22 protein-coding genes are annotated in these 18,605 nt (G+C 69.7%); 11 read left to right on the forward strand and 11 right to left on the reverse strand.

The features are described 5' to 3' along the window. Nucleotides 1-158: 158 nt before the first annotated feature. Nucleotides 159-596 (forward strand): Zn-ribbon domain-containing OB-fold protein, encoded by a 438-nt coding sequence (locus tag FJ091_01725; GenBank protein ID MBM4382065.1) that lies wholly within the window; start codon nt 159-161, stop codon nt 594-596. 41 nt (nt 597-637) lie between these two features. After that, nucleotides 638-1,825, forward strand: coding sequence for a lipid-transfer protein (locus FJ091_01730; GenBank protein ID MBM4382066.1), 1,188 nt, complete (start codon nt 638-640; stop codon nt 1,823-1,825). 76 nt (nt 1,826-1,901) lie between these two features. On the opposite strand, the gene FJ091_01735 is transcribed toward FJ091_01730, so the two are convergent. Beyond that, the gene (locus tag FJ091_01735) at nt 1,902-2,933 is read right to left on the reverse strand and encodes a DMT family transporter (GenBank protein ID MBM4382067.1); all 1,032 of its coding nucleotides are present in this window, start codon (nt 2,931-2,933) and stop codon (nt 1,902-1,904) included. 43 nt (nt 2,934-2,976) lie between these two features. Here FJ091_01735 and FJ091_01740 point away from each other — a divergent pair, with 43 nt between their 5' ends. Continuing rightward, nucleotides 2,977-3,252: a hypothetical protein gene (locus FJ091_01740; GenBank protein ID MBM4382068.1), complete on the forward strand. Its 276-nt coding sequence runs from the start codon at nt 2,977-2,979 to the stop codon at nt 3,250-3,252. Nucleotides 3,253-3,294: 42 nt separating this feature from the next. After that, nucleotides 3,295-3,711 carry a peptide-methionine (R)-S-oxide reductase MsrB gene (gene msrB, locus FJ091_01745; GenBank protein MBM4382069.1) on the forward strand — a complete coding sequence of 139 codons (417 nt, stop codon included), beginning with the start codon at nt 3,295-3,297 and terminating at the stop codon, nt 3,709-3,711. 42 nt (nt 3,712-3,753) lie between these two features. Here msrB and FJ091_01750 read toward each other — a convergent pair whose 3' ends face one another. Both FJ091_01750 and FJ091_01755 read right to left on the reverse strand, forming a co-directional pair. Then, entirely contained in the window at nt 3,754-3,972 is a 219-nt protein-coding gene (locus FJ091_01750; protein ID MBM4382070.1) for a ferredoxin, read from the reverse strand. Between the two features lie 23 nt (nt 3,973-3,995). Beyond that, nucleotides 3,996-4,910: an MBL fold metallo-hydrolase gene (locus tag FJ091_01755; GenBank protein MBM4382071.1), complete on the reverse strand. Its 915-nt coding sequence runs from the start codon at nt 4,908-4,910 to the stop codon at nt 3,996-3,998. 99 nt (nt 4,911-5,009) lie between these two features. On the opposite strand from FJ091_01755, the gene FJ091_01760 reads away from it, so the two are divergent. Together FJ091_01760 and FJ091_01765 are read left to right on the forward strand one after the other, a co-directional pair. Further along, the gene (locus FJ091_01760) at nt 5,010-5,435 is read left to right on the forward strand and encodes an EVE domain-containing protein (GenBank protein ID MBM4382072.1); all 426 of its coding nucleotides are present in this window, start codon (nt 5,010-5,012) and stop codon (nt 5,433-5,435) included. After that, nucleotides 5,432-6,136: a nitroreductase family protein gene (locus FJ091_01765; protein MBM4382073.1), complete on the forward strand. Its 705-nt coding sequence runs from the start codon at nt 5,432-5,434 to the stop codon at nt 6,134-6,136. The genes FJ091_01760 and FJ091_01765 overlap by 4 nt, the downstream gene beginning before the upstream one ends. 68 nt (nt 6,137-6,204) lie before the next feature. On the opposite strand, the gene FJ091_01770 is transcribed toward FJ091_01765, so the two are convergent. The 6 genes from FJ091_01770 to tgt form a co-directional block, all read right to left on the reverse strand. Continuing rightward, the gene (locus FJ091_01770) at nt 6,205-6,837 is read right to left on the reverse strand and encodes a PEP-CTERM sorting domain-containing protein (GenBank protein MBM4382074.1); all 633 of its coding nucleotides are present in this window, start codon (nt 6,835-6,837) and stop codon (nt 6,205-6,207) included. Between the two features lie 252 nt (nt 6,838-7,089). Beyond that, nucleotides 7,090-7,917, reverse strand: a complete 828-nt coding sequence (locus tag FJ091_01775; GenBank protein ID MBM4382075.1) for a sugar phosphate isomerase/epimerase — start codon at nt 7,915-7,917, stop codon at nt 7,090-7,092. A gap of 38 nt (nt 7,918-7,955) precedes the next feature. Further along, on the reverse strand, nt 7,956-8,711 hold the full coding sequence (locus FJ091_01780) for a PilZ domain-containing protein (protein ID MBM4382076.1): 756 nt from the start codon (nt 8,709-8,711) through the stop codon (nt 7,956-7,958). Between the two features lie 97 nt (nt 8,712-8,808). Beyond that, nucleotides 8,809-9,288 (reverse strand): ribonuclease HI, encoded by a 480-nt coding sequence (locus FJ091_01785; GenBank protein MBM4382077.1) that lies wholly within the window; start codon nt 9,286-9,288, stop codon nt 8,809-8,811. Between the two features lie 3 nt (nt 9,289-9,291). Continuing rightward, on the reverse strand, nt 9,292-10,386 hold the full coding sequence (gene ychF, locus FJ091_01790) for a redox-regulated ATPase YchF (GenBank protein ID MBM4382078.1): 1,095 nt from the start codon (nt 10,384-10,386) through the stop codon (nt 9,292-9,294). A 66-nt stretch (nt 10,387-10,452) separates the two neighbouring features. After that, entirely contained in the window at nt 10,453-11,592 is a 1,140-nt protein-coding gene (gene tgt, locus FJ091_01795) for a tRNA guanosine(34) transglycosylase Tgt (protein MBM4382079.1), read from the reverse strand. Between the two features lie 85 nt (nt 11,593-11,677). Here tgt and pyrF point away from each other — a divergent pair, with 85 nt between their 5' ends. The 3 genes from pyrF (at nt 11,678) to pyrE (ending at nt 14,765) form a co-directional block, all read left to right on the forward strand. Further along, nucleotides 11,678-12,589: an orotidine-5'-phosphate decarboxylase gene (pyrF, locus tag FJ091_01800; GenBank protein ID MBM4382080.1), complete on the forward strand. Its 912-nt coding sequence runs from the start codon at nt 11,678-11,680 to the stop codon at nt 12,587-12,589. A 434-nt stretch (nt 12,590-13,023) separates the two neighbouring features. Beyond that, nucleotides 13,024-14,202, forward strand: a complete 1,179-nt coding sequence (locus tag FJ091_01805) for an acyl-CoA dehydrogenase family protein (GenBank protein ID MBM4382081.1) — start codon at nt 13,024-13,026, stop codon at nt 14,200-14,202. Next, nucleotides 14,202-14,765, forward strand: coding sequence for an orotate phosphoribosyltransferase (gene pyrE, locus FJ091_01810; protein MBM4382082.1), 564 nt, complete (start codon nt 14,202-14,204; stop codon nt 14,763-14,765). Before FJ091_01805 ends, pyrE begins: the two co-directional genes overlap by 1 nt. A 264-nt stretch (nt 14,766-15,029) precedes the next feature. Here the strand turns inward: pyrE and FJ091_01815 are convergent, their stop codons facing one another. Then, a complete protein-coding gene (locus FJ091_01815) occupies nt 15,030-15,761 on the reverse strand; it encodes a PaaI family thioesterase (protein MBM4382083.1) in 732 nt (243 codons plus the stop codon). Further along, nucleotides 15,761-16,777, reverse strand: a complete 1,017-nt coding sequence (locus FJ091_01820) for an LLM class flavin-dependent oxidoreductase (GenBank protein ID MBM4382084.1) — start codon at nt 16,775-16,777, stop codon at nt 15,761-15,763. Before FJ091_01820 ends, FJ091_01815 begins: the two co-directional genes overlap by 1 nt. 559 nt (nt 16,778-17,336) lie before the next feature. Here FJ091_01820 and FJ091_01825 point away from each other — a divergent pair. After that, nucleotides 17,337-17,849: a hypothetical protein gene (locus FJ091_01825; GenBank protein ID MBM4382085.1), complete on the forward strand. Its 513-nt coding sequence runs from the start codon at nt 17,337-17,339 to the stop codon at nt 17,847-17,849. Nucleotides 17,850-17,907: 58 nt separating this feature from the next. Continuing rightward, nucleotides 17,908-18,573, forward strand: a complete 666-nt coding sequence (locus FJ091_01830) for a hypothetical protein (GenBank protein ID MBM4382086.1) — start codon at nt 17,908-17,910, stop codon at nt 18,571-18,573. Nucleotides 18,574-18,605 lie beyond the last annotated feature (32 nt).

Here is an 18,605-nt window from a genome sequence, read left to right on the forward strand (position 1 = left end):
AACGAGGCAAGACAACGAAGGCGGGGACGTTCCGCGAGAAAGTAAAGCAGCGCCTCCTTTACTTACTTGCGGAACGTCCCCGGCTCCTGGGATCCGAGAGCAGCGATGAACCTCACCTACACCGATCAACACCCCTCCTTCGCGCACTCGGAGATCGCATGAGCAAGACCCGCACGTCCGCCGCCCCCGGCTGGTTCAAGATGGACGACGCCAAGCCCGCGCTGCTCGGCACGCGCTGCACCGGCTGCGGCACGGTGTTCTTCCCGCGCGAAGAGAAGTTCTGCAGGAACCCCGCGTGCGCGAACACGAAGTTCGAGGAAGTGGAACTGTCGACGCGCGGACGCGTCTGGTCCTACACGAACAATTGTTATGCGCCGCCTGCGCCGTTCGTCGCGCCCACGACGCCGTTCGAGCCGTACTCGATCGCCGCGGTCGAGCTCGAGCGCGAGAAGATGGTCGTGCTCGGGCAGGTCGTGCGCGGCGTCGACATTTCGCAGCTCGAAGTCGGCATGGAGATGGAGCTCGTGCTGGACACGCTGTTCGAGGACGAGGCGAACGAGTACGTCGTGTGGAAGTGGAAGCCCGCGGCGGCGTGATCGCGCGCGCCTTCGTCACGAACTGTTCCTAGGAGACTGACATGGTCGGGGAAGTGGCCGTTCTCGGCGTCGGCATGCATCCGTGGGGGAAGTGGGGGCGCAACTTCGTCGAGTACGGCGTGGCGGCGGCCCGCGCGGCGATGGCGGACGCGGGCGTCGCGTGGAGCGACATCCAGTTCGTGGCCGGCGGCGAGAACATCCGCAACGGCTACCCCGGCTTCGTGGCGGGCTCCTCGATCATGCAGGCGCTCGGCTTCAACGGCGCGCAGGTCGCGAGCACCTACGGCGCGTGCGCGACCGGCTCGCAGGCGATCTCGATGGCGCGCGCGCAGATCCTCGCTGGCGTGTGCGACGTGGCGCTCGTGGTCGGCGCCGACACCACGCCGAAGGGCTTCTTTGCGCCGACCCCCGGCGAACGCAGCGCGGACCCGGACTGGCTGCGCTTCCGCTTGTTAGGTGCGACGAACCCCGTCTACTTCGGCCTCTACGCGCGCCGGCGCATGGACCTGTACGGCGACACCGAACGCGACTTCGCCCAGGTGAAGGTGAAGAACTCGCGCTGCGCCGTGCACAACGAGAACGCGCGCTACCGCAAGGTCTACACGCTCGAGGAAGTGCTCGCGTCGCAGATGGTGAGCGACCCGCTGCGCCTCCTGCAGATCTGCGCGACGAGCGACGGCGGCGCCGCGCTAGTGCTGTGCTCGATGGAGTACGCGCGCAGGCGCACGACGAGGCCCGTGAAGATCGCGGGCGTCTCGACCGTGACGCCGCGCTACCCGCAGACCGTGGTCGAGGTGCCGAACTTCGCGAGCGACTCGGCCGCCGCGGTGCGCGTGCCCGACGTCGCGTTCAAGGACTCGATCGCGAAGTTCGCCTACGAGCAGGCCGGCCTCGGCCCCGAGGACATGAGCTGCGCCGAGGTCTACGACCTCAGCTCCGCGCTCGAGCTCGACTGGATCGAGCACATCGGCCTGTGCAAGCCCGGCGACGCCGCGAAGTTGTTACGGGATGGCGCGACGGCGCTCGGCGGCAAGCAGCCGGTCAACCCGAGCGGCGGCCTCGGCGCGTTCGGCGAGGCGATCCCGGCGCAGGCGATCGCGCAGGTGTGCGAGCTCACCTGGCAGATCCGCGGCCAAGCGGGCGGCCGCCAGGTCGAGGGCGCGAAGGCAGGCGTCACAGCAAACCTCGGTCTGTTCGGACACGGCTCTTCGGTCGTGGTGAAGGCGTAGGCGCGCACGAGCGCACGCAGCCAGACACGAGACGACGCCTCCGGGCGCGCAGCCCACTCCGCGTCGGCGGAGCCGTTCAACCGTGCTCGTGGCGGTGGTGCAGGTCCGGCCAGTGCGGGTGCGCGTGCGTCATGCGCTCGTGGCGATGCGCGTGGCTGTGGCGCTCGCTCGCGGCGACGCCTGCGTGCGCGTGGGCGTGGTGGCCGTCGTCGTGGCGGTGGCTGTGCGTGTGCTCGAGCGCGTCGTGGGTGTGGGCGTGAGCGTGCTGGCTGCGCAGCAACAACCAGAGCGACGGCACGAGCAGCGCGAACGCCGCGACGTGGGCGAGCGAGAGCGGCTCGCCGAGCAGTGTGAAGGAAAGTGCAGCGCCTGCGAAGGGCGCGCTCGCGAAGATCGCTTGCGCGCGCGTCGCGCCGAGCTCGTGCGCGGCGCGGATGTAGAGCGCGATGCTGGCGCCGTAGGAGAGCGCGCCCACCGCGATCGCGGCGGCGAGAGTCGCAGTGCTCGCGTCCAGCGGACCGAGTGCGAGCCCGATCGCGAGGTTCGTTGCGCCCGCGACGAGCCCCTTCACGAACGTGCTGCGCGCGGGCGAGATGCCGTCGATCAGCGCAGTGAGGTGGTTGTCGAGCCCCCAACAAGTGCACGCCGCCGCAACGAGCGCCGCGGCCGCGAGGCCGGGGCTGCCGCCGTCTGCGCCGACGAGCGCGCCTGCGAGCACGACGCCCGCCACGCCGAGCCATGCGCTGCGCCCGAGGTGCTCGCGGAACAGCGCCACGCCGAGCACGGCGGTCGCGACGATCTCGATGTTCAGCAGCAGCGAGATCGATCCCGCTCCCGCGAGCTTCAGCCCTGCGAGCAGCAGCACTGGCCCGAGCGCGCCGCCGCACAGCACTGCGCCACCGAGGCGCAGCTCGCTCGCGCGATCGAGGCGCAGCGTCGCGCCGCGGCGCGGCTCGTTCGCCACGAGCGGCGCCATGCCCAGCGCGGCGCCAAGATAGAGCAAGCCAGCGAGCTGGAACGCGTCGAGGGAGCCGAGCAGCAGCTTGCTCGCCGGCGTCGAGGCGCCGAACAGCAGCGCCGAGAGCAGTGCGAGCACGGCGGCGAACATGCGCGCATCGTAACCACGCCGCGCATGCGGCTACGCTGCCTGAATGGCGGACACCACCTACTTCGAAGTGCGCTGCGAGCGCTGCAAGACTTCGTTCGCGCCTGGCACGAAGCAATGCATCCACTGCGGCGGATCGATCGGGCGGCGCATGCTCGCGTTCGACACGCTGAGCGGCCAGCGCGCGGGCGGGCCGACACCGGGTTCCTTCGACACCCCCGACGCCGACGAGCAGCCGAAGGTGGGCCGCATCGTGCAGCTCGTGATGTTCGCGCTCATCGTCGGCGCTGCGATTCTGCGCAACTGCATGAGCGAGTCGTGAAAGGTCGGCAAAGGCGCGCCCGGCGACGGGGTGAGTCCCGAGATGCGTTCTAGGGAGGACACGATGTCCGAGAAGGTGAAGAAGACCGACGCCGAGTGGCGCTCGCAGCTCACGCCGATGCAGTACGCGGTGCTGCGCGAAGCAGCGACCGAGCGCCCGTTCACGGGCGAGTACGAGTTCTGCCACGACGCGGGCACGTATCGCTGCGCGGGCTGCGGCGCCGAGCTCTTCGACTCGGGCACGAAGTACGACTCGGGCTGCGGCTGGCCGGCATTCTACGCCGCGAAGGAAGGCGGCGCGATCGAAGAACGCGTCGACACGAGCCACGGCATGCTGCGCACCGAAGTGCTGTGCGCGAAGTGCGACGGCCACCTCGGCCACGTCTTCCCTGACGGCCCGCGCCCGACGGGCATCCGCTACTGCATCAACTCGGCGGCGATCAAGCTGGAGCGGAAGTAGCGGCCCGCCTGTCGGGCCCGCGCGTCGCGCGCGATCTCGCCCTTACTTCTCGATGATCGTCAGCGCCTGGCGCGGGCAGAGGCGCACGGCTTCGCGCGCTTTGCTCTCGAGGTGCTTCGGGACGTCGCCGGAGACGTCGTCGCTAGCGCCCTTCACGAGGTGATGGAAGGCGTCGTTGTCGTCGACCTTGTAGAGCTCGGGCGCGACGTCCATGCAGACTGCGTTCGCTTCGCAGAGATCCCAGTCGACCTTGACCTTCATCGCGTCCTCCGAAAGAGCGGCTTCTATACCACGCGAGCCTCGAACCTGCCGGGCGAAATTTCGCGCGCGCGGCCGCTCGCGACGAGGCGCGCGAGGTGCTGCGACATGCTGCGCCGCTCGACCGGATCGGCGAACGAAACCGGGTCGCTCGGTCGGTAGACGAAGCGGTGCTTGGTGATCTCATCGAGCGTGCGCGGCGCCTCGGCGAGGTACGCGTGGAGGCGCTGCTCGCGACTCGCGATCACGGCGCTGAACTTGTCGAGCCGCGCCACGAAGGTGTCGCGATCCACCACGCCGATGTGATGGAACGTGGCGTAGTGCTTCGCCTGCACCGCGCGCACGAGGCGCAGCGAGCGCTCGAAGTCCTCGAGCTCGCTCCAGGCGTCTCCGTAATAGGGGCCGAAGCTCGAGAGATCGATGTCGCCGATGTAGAGCACGTCGTCGGGCTCGACATGGAAGGCGCAGTGGCCGCGCGTGTGGCCGGGCGTGTGGATCACGCGCACGCGCACGCCGCCGCCGAGATCGAGCACGTGGCCGTCGCGGAAGCCCGCGGCGCGCGGGTTCGCGGTGTAGAAGAACTGCTCCTTCAGCTCCTTCTCCCAACCGCCGCCGAGCACCGTGTCGTCGTAGCCGTAGATCTGGAGGAATCCGGCGAAGGAGTGGAGCCCTAACAAATCGGCTTCGTGCAGCTCCCAAAGCGCATCCGGGAAGAGGTGATTTCCCGCGATGTGGTCCTCGTGGCAGTGGCTGTTCCAGACGCGGTCGACGCGCGGGAGCCTGCCCTTGCGCGCGACGACGCCGAGCGACGGGTCGACGATCAGCGCCTCGCGCGCGCCGCGCACGACGAGCGAGTTGCCGTGCGGATACTTCCCGTGCCCCGCCCCGAACAGCACGGTCACGTTTCCGATCACCTGATCTTCGAGCGACTCGTCGGCCACCTGGGCTACCTCACTTTCTCAACTTCGCTCGCCTACGGCTCGCTGCGCGTTCGCGCTCGCGCGAACTCGCGGGCGAGAGGGGAGCTTACGGAGGGCGCGATGGCGAGCGCACGCTCGTTTTGGCTCGTGAAGTCCGAGCCGAGCACGTACTCGTGGGCGCAGTTCGTCGCCGAGAAGGGCACGTTCTGGAGCGGTGTGCGCAACGCGCTCGCGCGCATGCATCTCGCCGCGATGAAGAAGGGTGACGCGGTGCTCTTCTATCACTCGGGCGAAGGCAAGGAAGTCGTCGGGCTCGCGCGCGTGACGAAGGAGTCGTACCCGGACCCGACCGCCGACGACCCGCAGTGGCTCGTCGTCGATCTCGCGCCCGTGAAGCCGCTCGCGCAGGCGGTGACGCTCGCCGCGATCAAGGCGGAGAGATCGCTCGCGGACATCGCGCTCGTGCGCATGTCGCGCCTCTCGGTGATGCCGCTGAGCAAAGCCGCTTTCGAGAAAATTCTCGCGATGGGGAAAACGAAAGCATGAGCGCGCCCAGCACTCCGACTGCACCGGCGCACGTCGACATCGCCACGATCGGCGAGGACGTGAAGCTGTTCGAAGGCATGCGCACGACGCGCGCGATTCGCCGCCTGCTGCCCGATCCGGTGCCGCCCGCGCTGATTCGCAAGGTGTGCGAGGCGGCGACGTTCGCGCCGAGCGGCGGCAACCGGCAGCCGTGGAAGTTCGTCGCGGTGACCGAGCCCGAGCGAAAGCGCTGGATCGCGGAGCGCTACCGCGCCGAGTTCTTGCAGTACATCAAGCCGGCGCAAGAAGCTGCGCAGCGCGCGGACTACCCCGAGCGCAAGCGCAAGAACCAAGCCTCGGCGCTGCATCTCGCGGAGCACATGGCGGAGGTGCCGGTGCTGCTGTTCGTCGCGGGCTGGACGCGGCGCGGTCGCCCGCAGACGCAGGCGCTGTTCCCGTGCGTGCAGAACCTCTTGCTCGCGTGCCGCGCGGTCGGCCTCGGCGCGAGTCTCACCACGATGCACACGAGCTTCGGCGAAGAGTGCGACCGCTTCCTCGGGCTCCCCGACGGCTGCCCGAGCTGCGCGCTGATTCCGATCGGCTGGCCGCGCGGCAAGTACGGCACGCCGCCGCGGCGGCCCGTCGACGAGTCGCTGTTCTTCGAGCGCTACGACGCGGCGCGAGATCCCGAGGCGCTGCGGCGCGCGGAAGCGGACGACTGAGCCGCGCAGAAAAGGGATCGGGCCCGCTGGTTCGCGCCAGCGGGCCCGATTGTTAGGAGCTCGGGGAGCTACTCGGCCTTGCGCCGCAGCAGCGAGCGGCCCACGAGCAGCGCACCGGCGCCGAACACGAACATCGCGCTCGGCTCCGGAACCGGCGGCGTGAAGAGCTGATCCTGCTTCGTCGGCGAGTGGTAGAGCAGCGTGCGGCCATAGCTCGCGTACTTGTGCCCGAGCACGTGCTGATAGACCGACCAGGCGCCGCCGCTCATCGACGCAGCGGTCGCCGTGAACGCGTTGCCGTAGACCGCTTCCCAGATCGCAGCCTGCACGCCGGTGATCGCCTGCTTGTTGGTCACGCCGAGCGTGGTCACCAACTCGTTCAGGTCGTTCGCCCAGCGGTCCGCGATCTGCGCGGCCCACGCGAACTTGCGCACGGGCGGGCCCGACGCGAAGGCCTGGCTCTCGGCCGCGGCCGGGTCGTGCGCGACGAAATCGGTGTACGTCGCCGTCGTGATGTACTGCGAGAGGTCGGCGCAGAAGCTCACGCCGGTCACGCCGTCGACCTGCTCGTGAAACTGCGTGGTCGTGAACGAGCGCGCCTGGCTGTTGAACGTGACCCTGACGACTTCGCCCGCGTCCCAGCCGAGCACGGTGAACGACGTGGCGAATGACGGGGCCGCGAGTAGCAGCATGGCTGCCATCGCGAGAAGCTTGATCGAACGCATCGCTTGGTTGTTCCTTCGAAGTTGGTTCGAACGTTTGTGGCTCTTCGTCTCGACCCTGGTGCGAGATGCGAGTCACGTCCGAACGAGCCGCGAGTGGAGCAATCGGCATGCCGTGCCCCTAATGACTCGCGCCAGCCCGAGGCCCAGCGCGCGCTTGCCTCGGCGAGTTGCGCGCGCGTGAGGTGCGAAGCGCGCTGCGCGGTGTGGAGCGCGCTTCCGTTCTAGGCGTCAGCGCGAGCGAGCGGCGGCGATCACGCGCCGCGCAGCATCTCCGCAGCGCCGGCCCACTTCGGCGGGCGGCAGCTGATCGAGCGCTGCGGAGAAGATCTCGACGCCGATCGGCGCGCGCGAGCCGTTCTGCTCGAGAATGCGCAGCCAGCGCGCAACCGGGATCGCGCCTTCGCCGGGCAAGAGACGCGCGCTGGTCGTCTCGCTGATCAGGTCGCCGCTCGGCTGCGCCGGCGCGTCGTTGATCTGAATGCTGCCCACGAGCTTGCCCGGCAGCGAGCGCAGCTGGTCCTCGCGGGTCGGCCCACGGAACGTGTGCCAGGTGTCGATCATCAGCGTCGCGTTCGGGCGCGCCGCGCGCTCGACGATCGCGCGCGCAGTCACCAGGTCCGGCACGCCGGCCCACGGTAGGTACTCGAGCGTCACGAGCAGGCCGAACTCCCATGCGCGATCGCAAACGCCAGCGAACGCCTCGGCTGCTTCGTCGACGTTCACGCTCGGGCGCGCCATCACCGCCACGTTCAGCGAGCGCGCGCGCAGCGCCTCGGCGACCGAGTAGTGCTCGGCCTCGGTCGCGGCGAGCTCGTTCTGGAGGTTGTCGCCCGGCAGCCAGTTGAGCAGCGGATCGAGGTCCGCGTACGCGAGGCCGCGCGCTTCGAGCTCGCGCCGCATCGCGCTGAGCGTGATGCCTTCCGCGCGCGCGCGACGGATCTGCGTGGGGTAGAGCGTGAGCGCCGTGAAGCCGCCCGCGACCGCCGCGTCGCACACTTCCTGAAACGAGCGGCTGCGCAGCGTTCCGGCGTGCAGCACGAGATCGTTCGGGCCCATGCGCGCAGCATGCCGCGCGCTCCCGAGCTTCGCCGCGGCTACTTCTTCGGCGCTGGCGCCGCGGCCGGCTTCAGCTCGAAGCGCTGGGTCACCATGGTGACGTGCCGACGAATCGCCGCCTTCGCCTCGTACGCGACGCCCGAGAACTCGACGCCCATGCCCGCGTCGAGCCAGCCCGCGAAGCCGCCGTCGAGCGACGTTCGCCACTTCACCTCTGCTTTCACGCTCAGCTTCATCGTGTCGATCTCGAAGGCGAGCGTGAGTGGTGTCCCGGGCTTCAGCGGTGAGCGCGACGCGATGTACGCGCCGCCCGTGGAGAGATCGATCAGCGAGGCGCGGAACGTGCGCTCCACGGTGGTCACGTCGACCGGAAGCTCGCACGGAACGCGCGGATCCCTTCGCAGCTCGGACTTGTCCGAGCTGGACATCGCGAGCGCGATGATGAAGCGCAGATCGCGCGGCGTGTGCGGATCGAACACGCCCCAGCGCACGCCCGCGTTCGCGAGCTTCTCGAGTTCACTCGGCGAGGGCTGCGAGCCGATCGGGATGGCGCACGCGATCGGCACGCCGTTCTGCGCGAGCACTTCCTTGCGGATCAGCTCGAGCTTGTCGACGAGCAGCGTGGTCGGCGCCGCGAGCGCACCGATGCGCGTGCGGTGCTCCGATGCGAGCCAGATCGCGTCGTCGAGGTTGTTCGCGTAGTGCGGATGAATCCCCATCGAAATGAGGCCCACCGCGATGTCGCCGAGGCTCGCGTGCGGATGGTCGAAGATGAGGACTGCGCGCTCGTACACGCGGGAACACATCGGCGAGCCCTCGGCGTCTCTAGAGGGCGCAACCAGCGCGGCACGCGCGAGCCTGCAGCGAACCGGCAACTCGAGTGCAGAGCCGTTACGCCCGGTCGAGCATCCAGTACGTGGCGAGCGCGTCCGCGTACTCGTTCCAGCGCGAGCCGTCGTGCGCTTTGATCCAGCGCAGCTGCACGCGCGGGTGCGCCTTCGCGAGGGCGTACAGCTCCTGCACCAGCTCGAGGTTCGCGATCGGGCCCGTCTTGCGCCGCCAGCCGCGCGCCTCCCAGCCGCGCGCCCACTCGTTGATCGTGTTCACGCACAGCTGCGAGTCCGTGTACACGGTGATCTGCGCGTCGCGAGGCAGCGCTTTGTAGGCCGCGATCAGCCCCGACAGCTCCATGCGGTTGTTGGTGGTGGCCGGATCGTGTCCGCACGCCTCCGCACGGATCACGTCGTCCTCCACCCACACGAAGCCCCAGCCGCCGGGGCCCGGGTTGCCCTCGCACGAGCCGTCCGTGAACACGCCCGTCTTCGGTCCGGCCGAGAAGCGCGCGAGCGTTTCCTTCGGACTGAGCGGCACTTGTCAGGCACCGACCCTGAAGTGCACGACGTCGCCATCCTGCATCTCGTAGTCCTTGCCCTCGAGCCGCAGCTTGCCCGCGGCGCGCGCGCCGGCTTCGCCGTTCGCGGCGACGTAGTCGTCGAACTTGATGATCTCGGCGCGAATGAACGTGCGCTCGAAGTCGGTGTGAATCGTGCCCGCGGCGCCGGGCGCCTTCGTGCCGCGCGAGATCGTCCACGCGCGCACTTCCTTCTCGCCCGCGGTGAGGAACGTGATGAGGTCGAGCAGTGCGTAGGCCGCGCGGATCAGCCGATTCAGCCCCGGCTCCTCGAGCCCGAGCGCGGCGAGGAACTCCTTGCGCCCCGCGGCGTCGAGCTCCGCGAGCTCGGACTCGATCTTCGCGCACACGCGGATCACGCCCGCGCCCGTCTTCGCCGCGTAGTCCTCGAGCGCGCGCACGTGCTCGTTGCCTTCGCTGAGCCCCGCTTCGTCGACGTTCGCGACGAACAGCACGGGCTTGCCGGTGAGGAAGAAGCTCGAGCGGTACGCCTCCTCCGCTTCCTTCGGCACCGCGAACGAGCGCGCGGGCTTGCCCGACGAGAGGTGCGCGATCAGCCCCTCGAAGAACGCCGCCTCCGCCTGCTCCTCCTTGCGCCCCGCCTTCGCCGCGCGCTTCACGCGATCGAGTCGCTTCTCCGCGGTGTCGATGTCGGCGAGGCCGAGCTCGGTCTCGATCGTCTCGACGTCGCGCAGCGGGTTCACGCCGCCGTCGACGTGCGTGACGTCGCTGTCCTCGAAGCAGCGCACGACGTGCACGATCGCCGCGGTCTCGCGGATGTGCGCGAGGAACTGGTTGCCGAGCCCCTCGCCCTTGCTCGCGCCGCGCACGAGGCCCGCGATGTCCGTGAACTCGACCGTCGCCGGAATGACCTGCTTGCTGTGCACGATCGCGTCGAGCGCTTCGAGCCGCGGGTCGGGCACGATCACGACGCCGGAGTTCGGCTCGATCGTGCAGAACGGGTAGTTCTCCGCCGCGATGCCGGCCTCGGTGAGCGCGTTGAAGAGCGTGCTCTTCCCGACGTTGGGGAGACCGACGATGCCGACGCGGAGTGCCATAGGGCGGGGCAGGGTGACGGCGCAGCGAAGTTCCGCAACCAACGCTGCGCGCCCGAGTAGCCAGGCTCACTCGCCGCGCGTGTCCGCCTTGTCGCCCTCGCCGCGATAGTTCGCGAGGAACGCCGCGCGCCAGTCGTCGTAGCGCCGAGCGAGAATCGCTTCGCGCGCCTCGCGCACGAGTCGCTGATAGAAGTGCACGTTGTGGATCGAGGCGAGGATCGCGCTCAGCACTTCGTTCGCGGCGAAGAGGTGATGGAGATAAGCGCGCGAGAAGCCGCCGGCGCAGGCGGCGCAGTCGCAGCTCGTGTCGATCGGATACGCGTCGCGGCGATATCGCCGATTCGTCAGGCGCAGTCGCCCGCGCGAGGTGAAGACGCTCGCGGAGCGCGCGTAGCGCGTCGGGATCACGCAATCGAAGAGATCGATGCCGTAGCCGATCGAGGCGATCAGATCTTCGGGGAGACCGACGCCCATCAGGTACCGCGGCTTGTCCGCCGGCAGCAGCGGCGCGGTGTGCGAGGTGATGCGGCATAACAACTCGTGCCCCTCGCCGACCGAGACGCCGCCGATCGCGTAGCCGGGCAGATCGTGCTGCAGCACGCCCGCGGCGCAGCGCGTGCGCATCGACTCGTAGGTGCTGCCCTGCACGATCCCGAACAGCGCCTGGTCCTTGCGCGCGTGCGCGCGCACGCAGCGCTCGAGCCAATCGAGCGTGCGCTTCACGCCCGCGGCGGCCTGCGGCTCGGTCGCGGGAAACGGCGTGCACTCGTCGAAGGCCATGATCACGTCGGCGCCGAGCGCGTTCTGGATCTGGATCGAGCGCTCCGGCGTCAGGTCCATCACGTCGCCGGTCACCTCGTTCTTGAAGCGCACGCCGTGGTCCGTGATCTCTTTGCTCTCGAGCGAGAACACCTGAAAGCCGCCCGAGTCCGTGAGGATCGGACCGCTCCAGCGCATGAACGCGTGCAGCCCGCCGAGCTTCTCGATCACCGCCTCGCCCGGCCGCAGCGCGCAGTGATACGTGTTCGCGAGCAGCACCTCCGCGCCGGTCGCGCGCACCTGATCGGGCGTCATCGCGCGCACCGCGGCTTGCGTGCCCACGACCATGAACGCGGGCGTGTGCACCGGGCCGTGCGGCGTCTGAAACACGCCCGCGCGCGCGGCGCCGTCGGTCGCGTGGAGCTGAAACGAGAACGGAGCGCTCATGGGCGGCGCACAGTAGCCGCGCGCGCGCGGCCCCCGACTGGGGGCCTCGCGCTCCTGCGATCCTCTCTCCTACGGTGCGCGCGCGATGACCGAAGCCTTCGCCGACCGCCTCATCCGCCGCGTGCGCGCGCTCGGACATCCGCTGTGCGTCGGCATCGATCCGCACCTCGAGCTGCTGCCGCGCTGCTTTCGCGTGGGGTCGATGGCCGCGGGCGAGCTCGCCACCGCGCGCGCGGCGGAGCGCTTCTCGCTCGCGCTGATCGAGCGCGTCGCGGGCAAAGTCGCCGCGGTGAAGCCGCAGAGCGCGTGCTTCGAGCGCCTCGGACCCGCGGGCGTGGCCGCACTCGCGCGCGTGATGGACGAAGCGCGGCGCGCCGGCCTGCTCGTGATCCTCGACGCGAAGCGCAGCGACATCGGCAGCACCGCCGCGAGCTACGCCTCCGCCTACCTCGCCGCCGACGCGCCGATGCGCGCCGACGCGCTCACGATCAACCCGTACCTCGGCATCGACTCGCTCGAGCCGTTCTTCGCGGCGGCGCACGCCGGCGGCGCGGGCGTGTTCGTGTTGTTACGGACGAGCAACCCAGGCGCCGTCGACGTGCAAGACCTGATCGTGCGCGACCGCCCGCTCTATCAGCGCCTCGCCGACTTGTTACAGCCCCTCGCGCTGAAGCTGCGCGGTCCGTCGACGGAGTGGTCCGGCCTCGGCGTCGTGGTCGGCGCGACGTGGCCCGAAGAAAGTCGCAAAGTGCGCGCGCTGCTCCCCGGCTCGCTCTTCCTCGTGCCCGGCTACGGCGCGCAGGGCGCCAGCGCGGAAGACGCGGTCGCAGGATTCGTGCGAGGCCCGGGTGGCGTGCTCGAAGGCGGCGTCGTGAACGCGTCGCGCGCGCTGGGGATGCCGGCAGGCGGGGACGATGGCAGCGCGGCGACGTGGGAGCGCGCGGTGGACGCGGCGGTGGCGGGAGCGATCAGGGAGTTAGGGGAGGCGGTCGCGTGAAGCGGCGCGGACCCGCGCCCTACTTGTAGTACCCGCGCACGCCCTTGCTGCGGCGCAGGTGCGCCTTCTTCAGCTTGTTCTTCAGCTTCGCGCGGTGGCGAGCGCTCTTCTTGCGGTTGCGGTGGGGCAGGGTCGTGGACTTGCGCATCTCGGCTCCGAGCAGCCCGCGGGCGCGAAGCCCAGGGCGAAAGGGGCGCGCAACCTAGGCGAGCGGTTGCGGAAAAGCGAGGCTCGCGACGCGCCCCGGTGGCGAGGCCAAGGGAATCGCGAACTCGGCGTCAGACGCCGAATCAGCGATTCCGCCTCGGGCGGGCCGAATCGAGGTTTTCGCGTCTGACGCCAAACCCTCGATTCTCTCGGAGCCCTGCTCGCCCTCGGATTTCCCGCCGCTCGCCCTACCTTGCGCCGCTTCCTCTTCACGAAAGGCGCACGCGATGCAGACCCCGCTCGACCGCATGGCGGACTTCGACCTCACCGAGGAGCAGCGCGAGGTGCGCCGCACGGTTCGCGAGTTCGCGGAGAAGGAGATTCTCCCGCACGTCGAGCGCTACGAGCGCGAGAGCCGCTACCCGCTCGAGCTGATCGCGAAGCTCCCCGAGCTCGGCCTGATGGGCCCGATGATTCCCGAGGAGTACGGCGGCTCGTTCTCGGACACGACGTCGTACGGAATCATCTGCGAGGAGCTCGCGCGCATCGACTGGGTGATCGCGAGCGTCGTCTCCGTCTCGAACTCGCTCGTCGCGCGCTCGATCCTCGCCTTCGGCACCGACGCACAGAAGCAACGCTGGCTGCCGGGCATCGCGAAGGGCGAAGTGATCTGCTCCGCGTGCCTCACGGAAACGGGCGGCGGCACGGATCTCGGCAACATGAAGACCGTCGCGAAGAAGGTGCCCGGCGGCTGGAAGATCACGGGCACCAAGGTGTTCATCTCGCACGCGGCGCACGCGGGTTTGTTCCTGCTCGTTGCGAGCGTCGACCTCGCGAAGAAGCACGGCGGCGTGACCGCGTTCCTCGTCGACCCGAAGAACACGCCGGGCCTGACCATCGGCGAGTTCCCGATGCGCACGCTGAAGCGCGACAACCTCGCCGAGGTCCACTTCGAGGACGCGTTCCTGCCCGACGAGGCGCTGCTCGGCGAGCCGGGCAAGGGCTTCCCCGTGCTCGGCTCCGCACTCGACACGGGCCGCTTCTCGGTGGCGGCGCGCTGTGTCGGACAAGCGCAGCGCTGCATCGATCTCGCGCTGCCGTATGCGCTCCAGCGCGAGGCATTCGGCCAAAAGATCGGCGAGTTCCAGATGATCCAGCAGAAGATCGCCGACATGACGTGCCGCACACAGGCCGCGCGCAGCATCGTCTACCAGCTCGGACGCATGAAGGACCAGGGCGCTGCGCGCGCGTCGATGGAGAGCTCGATGGCGAAGCTGATGGCGAGCCAGGCCGCCGTCGCGAACGCGCTCGACGCGATCCAGATTCACGGCGGCTACGGGCTCAGCGAGGAGTACGAGGTTGGCCGCTTGTTATTGGAGGCGAAGTCGCTCGAGTTCGGCGAGGGCACGAGCGAGCTGCACACGAAGATGATCGCCGAGTTCATGCTCGGGATCCGGAAGCAGTGATGACGAGCCTCGAGCAGAAGCGCGCCGAGCTGCTTAAGCTGATCCTCGCCGTCTCGTTCGAGCGCCGCGAGATCACGCTCTCGAGCGGCAAGAAGAGCAACTTCTACCTCGATCTGCGCACGACGCTGATGCGGCCCCTCGGCCAGAAGCTCGCCGGCGAGTTGTTACTGGCGAAGCTGATGGCCGGCGGCCCGCGGGTCGAGGCGGTCGGCGGCATGGCGGTCGGTGCGGTGCCGCTCGTGAGCGCCGTGCTCTCCGCTGCGGCGAGTCACGACCCGGATACGAAGCTGCTCGGTTTCTTCGTGCGCAAAGAGGCGAAGAAGCACGGCAAGGGCCAGCAGATCGAGGGCGCGTTCAAGAGCGGCATGACGGTCGCGCTCGTCGAAGACACCACCACCACGGGCGGCTCCACGCTCGAGGCGCTGGGCATCGTGCAAGCCGCCGGCGGGAAGGTGGCGCGCGTGCTCTGCCTCGTGGACCGCGGCGAGGGCGCCGCCGAGGCGTTCGCCGCGCGCGGCGTGGCGCTCGAGGCGCTGTTCACGCGGAGCGACTTGCCGGTGTAGCGGCGCTCGGCGCGGTCAGCGCGCGCCGCGGATGTACTCGTGAAGCTCGTCGATCGTGGCTTCGCGGTCGGCGATCACCGCCTTCACCGCATCGCCGATCGAGACGACGCCGGCGATACCTGCTCGATCGCAAGGACAGCGACATCGACTACTTCTACGAGTCGCGCACTTCACCGACCGCGCCGCTCAGCGAAGAACGCCACTTCCATCCCGTGGAGCCGATTTCGGCGCGGCTGACGCTGAGCGCGCAGTTCTAGGGCCGCTTCAGTCCTCGCGCTTCGCTCGCTGCTCGACGAGATGCGCGTAGGTGCCCGCCTTCATCGAGATGAACACGGCGCTGCACTCGGCGCACAGCCGTTCGCCGGCGTGGAGCTCTCCCGTCACGAAGATCTTGCGCCCCTCGATGCGCTCGATCTTCGCGTTGAACACCACCGGAGTGTGCAGCGGCGTGGGCGTGCGGTAGACGACGTTAAGCGTGCCGGTCATGCCGGGCGCGTTCGAGAACGTCTCGGCGAACCCTAATACCTCGTCGAACGCCGCGGCGACGTAGCCGCCGTGCACGCACCCGGGCGGGCCCTCGTACGCGGAGCCGAACACGACGCGGCCAGTGACGAGTCCGTCCTCGGTCGCGCTCATCACGATGGGCGGCGAGAGCGGGTTCGAGCGGCCGATCAGCGGGGAGAAGTCGAAGTGGCCGCCGGCTGCGGCCTCCGCGTCCTCGGTCTCGGCGTCGGCGAGCGCGCTCTCGGCGAAGCCGACGTAACGCCTGCGCTTCGGGTGGCTCTCGAGATGCTCCGCGTAGTCCTCGAGCTGCTGCGCGGCACGCTGCAGCTCCGCCTCGGGCGCATCGCTCGTGATGAGGCGCTCGATCACGGCGCGCACCGCGCTCGCGAGCCGCCGCCGCGCGGCCCACACGCCGGTGACGAGCGTCTGATTCGCCTCCCAGCGCCGACGGAAGAACTGGCGGTGCGGCGCGCGTTCGTCTCCCGTGGTCATCAAGCCGCTCCCAGCCCGAACGTCGCGAAGATCAGATCGAGGTTCTCGCGCTGCTTTTCGGGCCGCAGGCCGACGCTCGGCGGATAGAGCAGCGGGTCGCCGGTCAGGTCCTTCCACTGCGCGAGCCGGTCCTGCGCCTCGTCGGGCGTGCACGCGATCGCGATCTCGTCGACGAGCGCGTCCGGAATCGCCTCGGCCATCGCGCGCGTGTCGAACTTCTTGAGCGCGGCGCGGCAGGCGTCGCCCACGTGCTTGAGACCGTGGTGCTCGAGGATCGAGTGGTAGAGATCGGTCGTGTAGTAGAAGCCGATCTGGCCCTTCGCGTTGCGCACCGCCTCTTCGCGCGTCGGCGCGAGCGACGTGAGCACGTAGGGCGCGAGCCTGCACGAGCCCGCCGCGCGCCCGGCCTCGCGCTCGCCCTCGGCGATGCACGCGAGCGTCACCTCGCGGTGCCAGCGCCGCGTCGCGATCGGATGCCCGATCAGCGCGTCGGCGACGGCGCCGCAGGTCTTCGCGACGCCGCGGTTCACCGCCGCGATCCAGATCGGCACGCTCGCGCGCGCCGCGTTCGGCCGCGCGTAGACCGGCACGTTCAGCTTCCAGAACTCGCCATCCCAGCGGAAGCCGCCGCCCTTCTGCGCCGCGAAAGCCGCCCGTAACAACTGCACCAGCTCGCGCGTGCGCGCCGCCGGCTTCGAGAAGGCGACGCCGTACCAATCCTCGTTCATGCGCCGCGTCGCCGAGCCGAGCCCGAGGATCATGCGCCCGCCCGAGAGCTCGTCGATGTCCATCGCCGCGCTCGCCAGCAGGAGCGGCGCGCGCGTGAACGAGTTCGCGATGCCGGTGCCGAGCTGGATCGACCTGGTCTGGGGGGCCGACGCTGCGAGCGGCACGAAGCCGTTGCGGTTGAAGAACTCGATCGTGAATGCGGAATGGAAGCCGTTGCGTTCGGCGCGCGAGATCAGCTCCACGTCGCCGCGCACGGAGCCGGACACGAGCACGAGACCGAGGCGCATGCGAGACCCTCCGTGAGAGGGCGCACGTTACCGGCGCAGCACGCGCGCACGCACTCGCGCTATCAGCCGTGCGAGCGAGGAGCATGCGATGAGCGAGGAGTTCGTGGCGAAGCTGCGCGCACACATCGGCGAGCGCGGCGCGCCCGAGGTTGCGCGCGACGCGGTGAATCTCCCGATGATCCGCCACTGGTGCGATGCGATGGAGGACGCGAACCCCGCGTATCTCGACGCGGCGTTCGCGGCGAAGAGCGTGCACGGCGAGATCGTGGCGCCGCCCGCGATGCTGAATGCGTGGACGATGCCGGGGCTGCCGGGCCGGCCGCCCCGCGTCGATCCGGCGGGCGAGGTGTACCGCGCGCTCGACGACGCGGGCTTCACGTCGGTCGTCGCCACCGACAGCGCGCACGAGTACGTGCGGTACCTGCGCCTCGGGGATCTCGTTCACGGCGCCGGCGAAGTCGAGGAGGTGAGTGACGAGAAGCAGACCGCGCTGGGGACGGGGCACTTCGTCACGACGCGCACGACCTACACGACGCAGACCGGCGCGGCCGTCGGCCACATGCGCTTCCGCATTCTGAAGTTCAAGCCCGGCACGGGACGCGCGGCGGGCGCTGCGCTGCCTCCGAGCGCGCCTCGCGAGTTGCCGCCGCGCGTGCCTCGGCGCGAGGCGACACTTCGCGCGAGCGAGGTGAAGGCGGGCGACGCGCTCGCAGCGTGCGCGGTGCCGATCACCGCGACGCTCATCGTCGCGGCGGCGATCGCGTCGCGCGACTACCAGGACGTCCACCACGATCGCGAGCTCGCGAAGCTGCGCGGCTCGCCGGACATCTTCATGAACATCCTCACCACCAGCGGCCTCGTGGCGCGCTTCGTCACGGACTGGGCGGGGCCCGGCGTGTTGTTACGGAAGCTCGCGATCCGGCTCGGCGCGCCGAACTATCCGGGCGACGCGATGCTGCTGATCGGCAGCGTCGCGAGCGCGCAGGGCCGCGAGCTCGAGATCGCGCTGCGCGGCGACAACCGCCTCGGTCCCCACGTGACGGGCACGGTCGCGCTCACGTTGCCGAGCTGACGCACTTCGCGTGACTGCGCGCACACCTCGCGCGCGGCGTCGCTCCGAAACGCGCGGGATGAGAACACTCCGTCTGCTCGCGACCAGCGCTCTGCTCTCGTTCGCCCTCGCGGCGTCCGCCTTCGCCGACGGCAGGGTGACGCTCGGCCTCACCGGCGGAACGCTCGGCGTCGGGCCCGAAGTGAGCCTGCGCCCGCTCGAAGGCCTCGGCCTGCGCGGCAACCTCACGTGGCTCGGCTTCAAGCTCACGGAGGACGTGGACGACATCGCCTACGACGGCGACGTCGATCTGTTCTCCGTCGGCGCGATGGCCGACTGGTATCCCTTCGACGGTGGTCTGTGCATCTCCGCCGGCGTGCGCTGGAACGGGAACGACCTCGGCGTGAGCGCGCGTCCCGCGAACGACGTCACGATCGGCGGCGTCACGTACACGCCCGCCGAGATCGGGCGCCTCACCGGCACCGTCGACGCGAATGCGGTTGCGCCGGTCGTGACCGCGGGCTGGGGTGGGCGCCTGCGTTCGGGCTTCACGGTCGCCGCCGAGGCCGGCTTCGCGTATCAGGGTGCCCTGAAGATCAGCAACCTGCGCGCGCGTGGCGGCTTGCTCGAGGGCGATCCGGGCTTGCTCGCGGACCTCGAAGACGAGGAGGAGCGCATCGAGCGCGAGGTGAAGTCGTACAAGTACCTGCCCATCGCTCAGATCGTTCTCGTGTATCGCTTCTAGCGCGCCTCGGCTTGCGAGCGCGCGGCGCGCTC

Source organism: Deltaproteobacteria bacterium, assembly GCA_016875395.1.
Classification (GTDB): Bacteria; Myxococcota_A; UBA9160; order UBA9160; family UBA6930; genus VGRF01.

Bases quoted from the DNA above. Each gene is read 5' to 3' on its own strand.
- FJ091_01725 (MBM4382065.1), top strand. From the start codon at position 159: ATGAGCAAGACCCGCACGTCCGCCGCCCCCGGCTGGTTCAAGATGGAC.
- FJ091_01730 (MBM4382066.1), top strand. From the start codon at position 638: ATGGTCGGGGAAGTGGCCGTTCTCGGCGTCGGCATGCATCCGTGGGGG.
- FJ091_01735 (MBM4382067.1), bottom strand. From the start codon at position 2,933: ATGTTCGCCGCCGTGCTCGCACTGCTCTCGGCGCTGCTGTTCGGCGCC.
- FJ091_01740 (MBM4382068.1), top strand. From the start codon at position 2,977: ATGGCGGACACCACCTACTTCGAAGTGCGCTGCGAGCGCTGCAAGACT.
- msrB (MBM4382069.1), top strand. From the start codon at position 3,295: ATGCGTTCTAGGGAGGACACGATGTCCGAGAAGGTGAAGAAGACCGAC.
- FJ091_01750 (MBM4382070.1), bottom strand. From the start codon at position 3,972: ATGAAGGTCAAGGTCGACTGGGATCTCTGCGAAGCGAACGCAGTCTGC.
- FJ091_01760 (MBM4382072.1), top strand. From the start codon at position 5,010: ATGGCGAGCGCACGCTCGTTTTGGCTCGTGAAGTCCGAGCCGAGCACG.
- FJ091_01765 (MBM4382073.1), top strand. From the start codon at position 5,432: ATGAGCGCGCCCAGCACTCCGACTGCACCGGCGCACGTCGACATCGCC.
- FJ091_01770 (MBM4382074.1), bottom strand. From the start codon at position 6,837: ATGGCAGCCATGCTGCTACTCGCGGCCCCGTCATTCGCCACGTCGTTC.
- FJ091_01775 (MBM4382075.1), bottom strand. From the start codon at position 7,917: ATGGGCCCGAACGATCTCGTGCTGCACGCCGGAACGCTGCGCAGCCGC.
- ychF (MBM4382078.1), bottom strand. From the start codon at position 10,386: ATGGCACTCCGCGTCGGCATCGTCGGTCTCCCCAACGTCGGGAAGAGC.
- tgt (MBM4382079.1), bottom strand. From the start codon at position 11,592: ATGAGCGCTCCGTTCTCGTTTCAGCTCCACGCGACCGACGGCGCCGCG.
- pyrF (MBM4382080.1), top strand. From the start codon at position 11,678: ATGACCGAAGCCTTCGCCGACCGCCTCATCCGCCGCGTGCGCGCGCTC.
- FJ091_01805 (MBM4382081.1), top strand. From the start codon at position 13,024: ATGCAGACCCCGCTCGACCGCATGGCGGACTTCGACCTCACCGAGGAG.
- pyrE (MBM4382082.1), top strand. From the start codon at position 14,202: ATGACGAGCCTCGAGCAGAAGCGCGCCGAGCTGCTTAAGCTGATCCTC.
- FJ091_01815 (MBM4382083.1), bottom strand. From the start codon at position 15,761: ATGACCACGGGAGACGAACGCGCGCCGCACCGCCAGTTCTTCCGTCGG.
- FJ091_01820 (MBM4382084.1), bottom strand. From the start codon at position 16,777: ATGCGCCTCGGTCTCGTGCTCGTGTCCGGCTCCGTGCGCGGCGACGTG.
- FJ091_01825 (MBM4382085.1), top strand. From the start codon at position 17,337: ATGCGCTTCCGCATTCTGAAGTTCAAGCCCGGCACGGGACGCGCGGCG.
- FJ091_01830 (MBM4382086.1), top strand. From the start codon at position 17,908: ATGAGAACACTCCGTCTGCTCGCGACCAGCGCTCTGCTCTCGTTCGCC.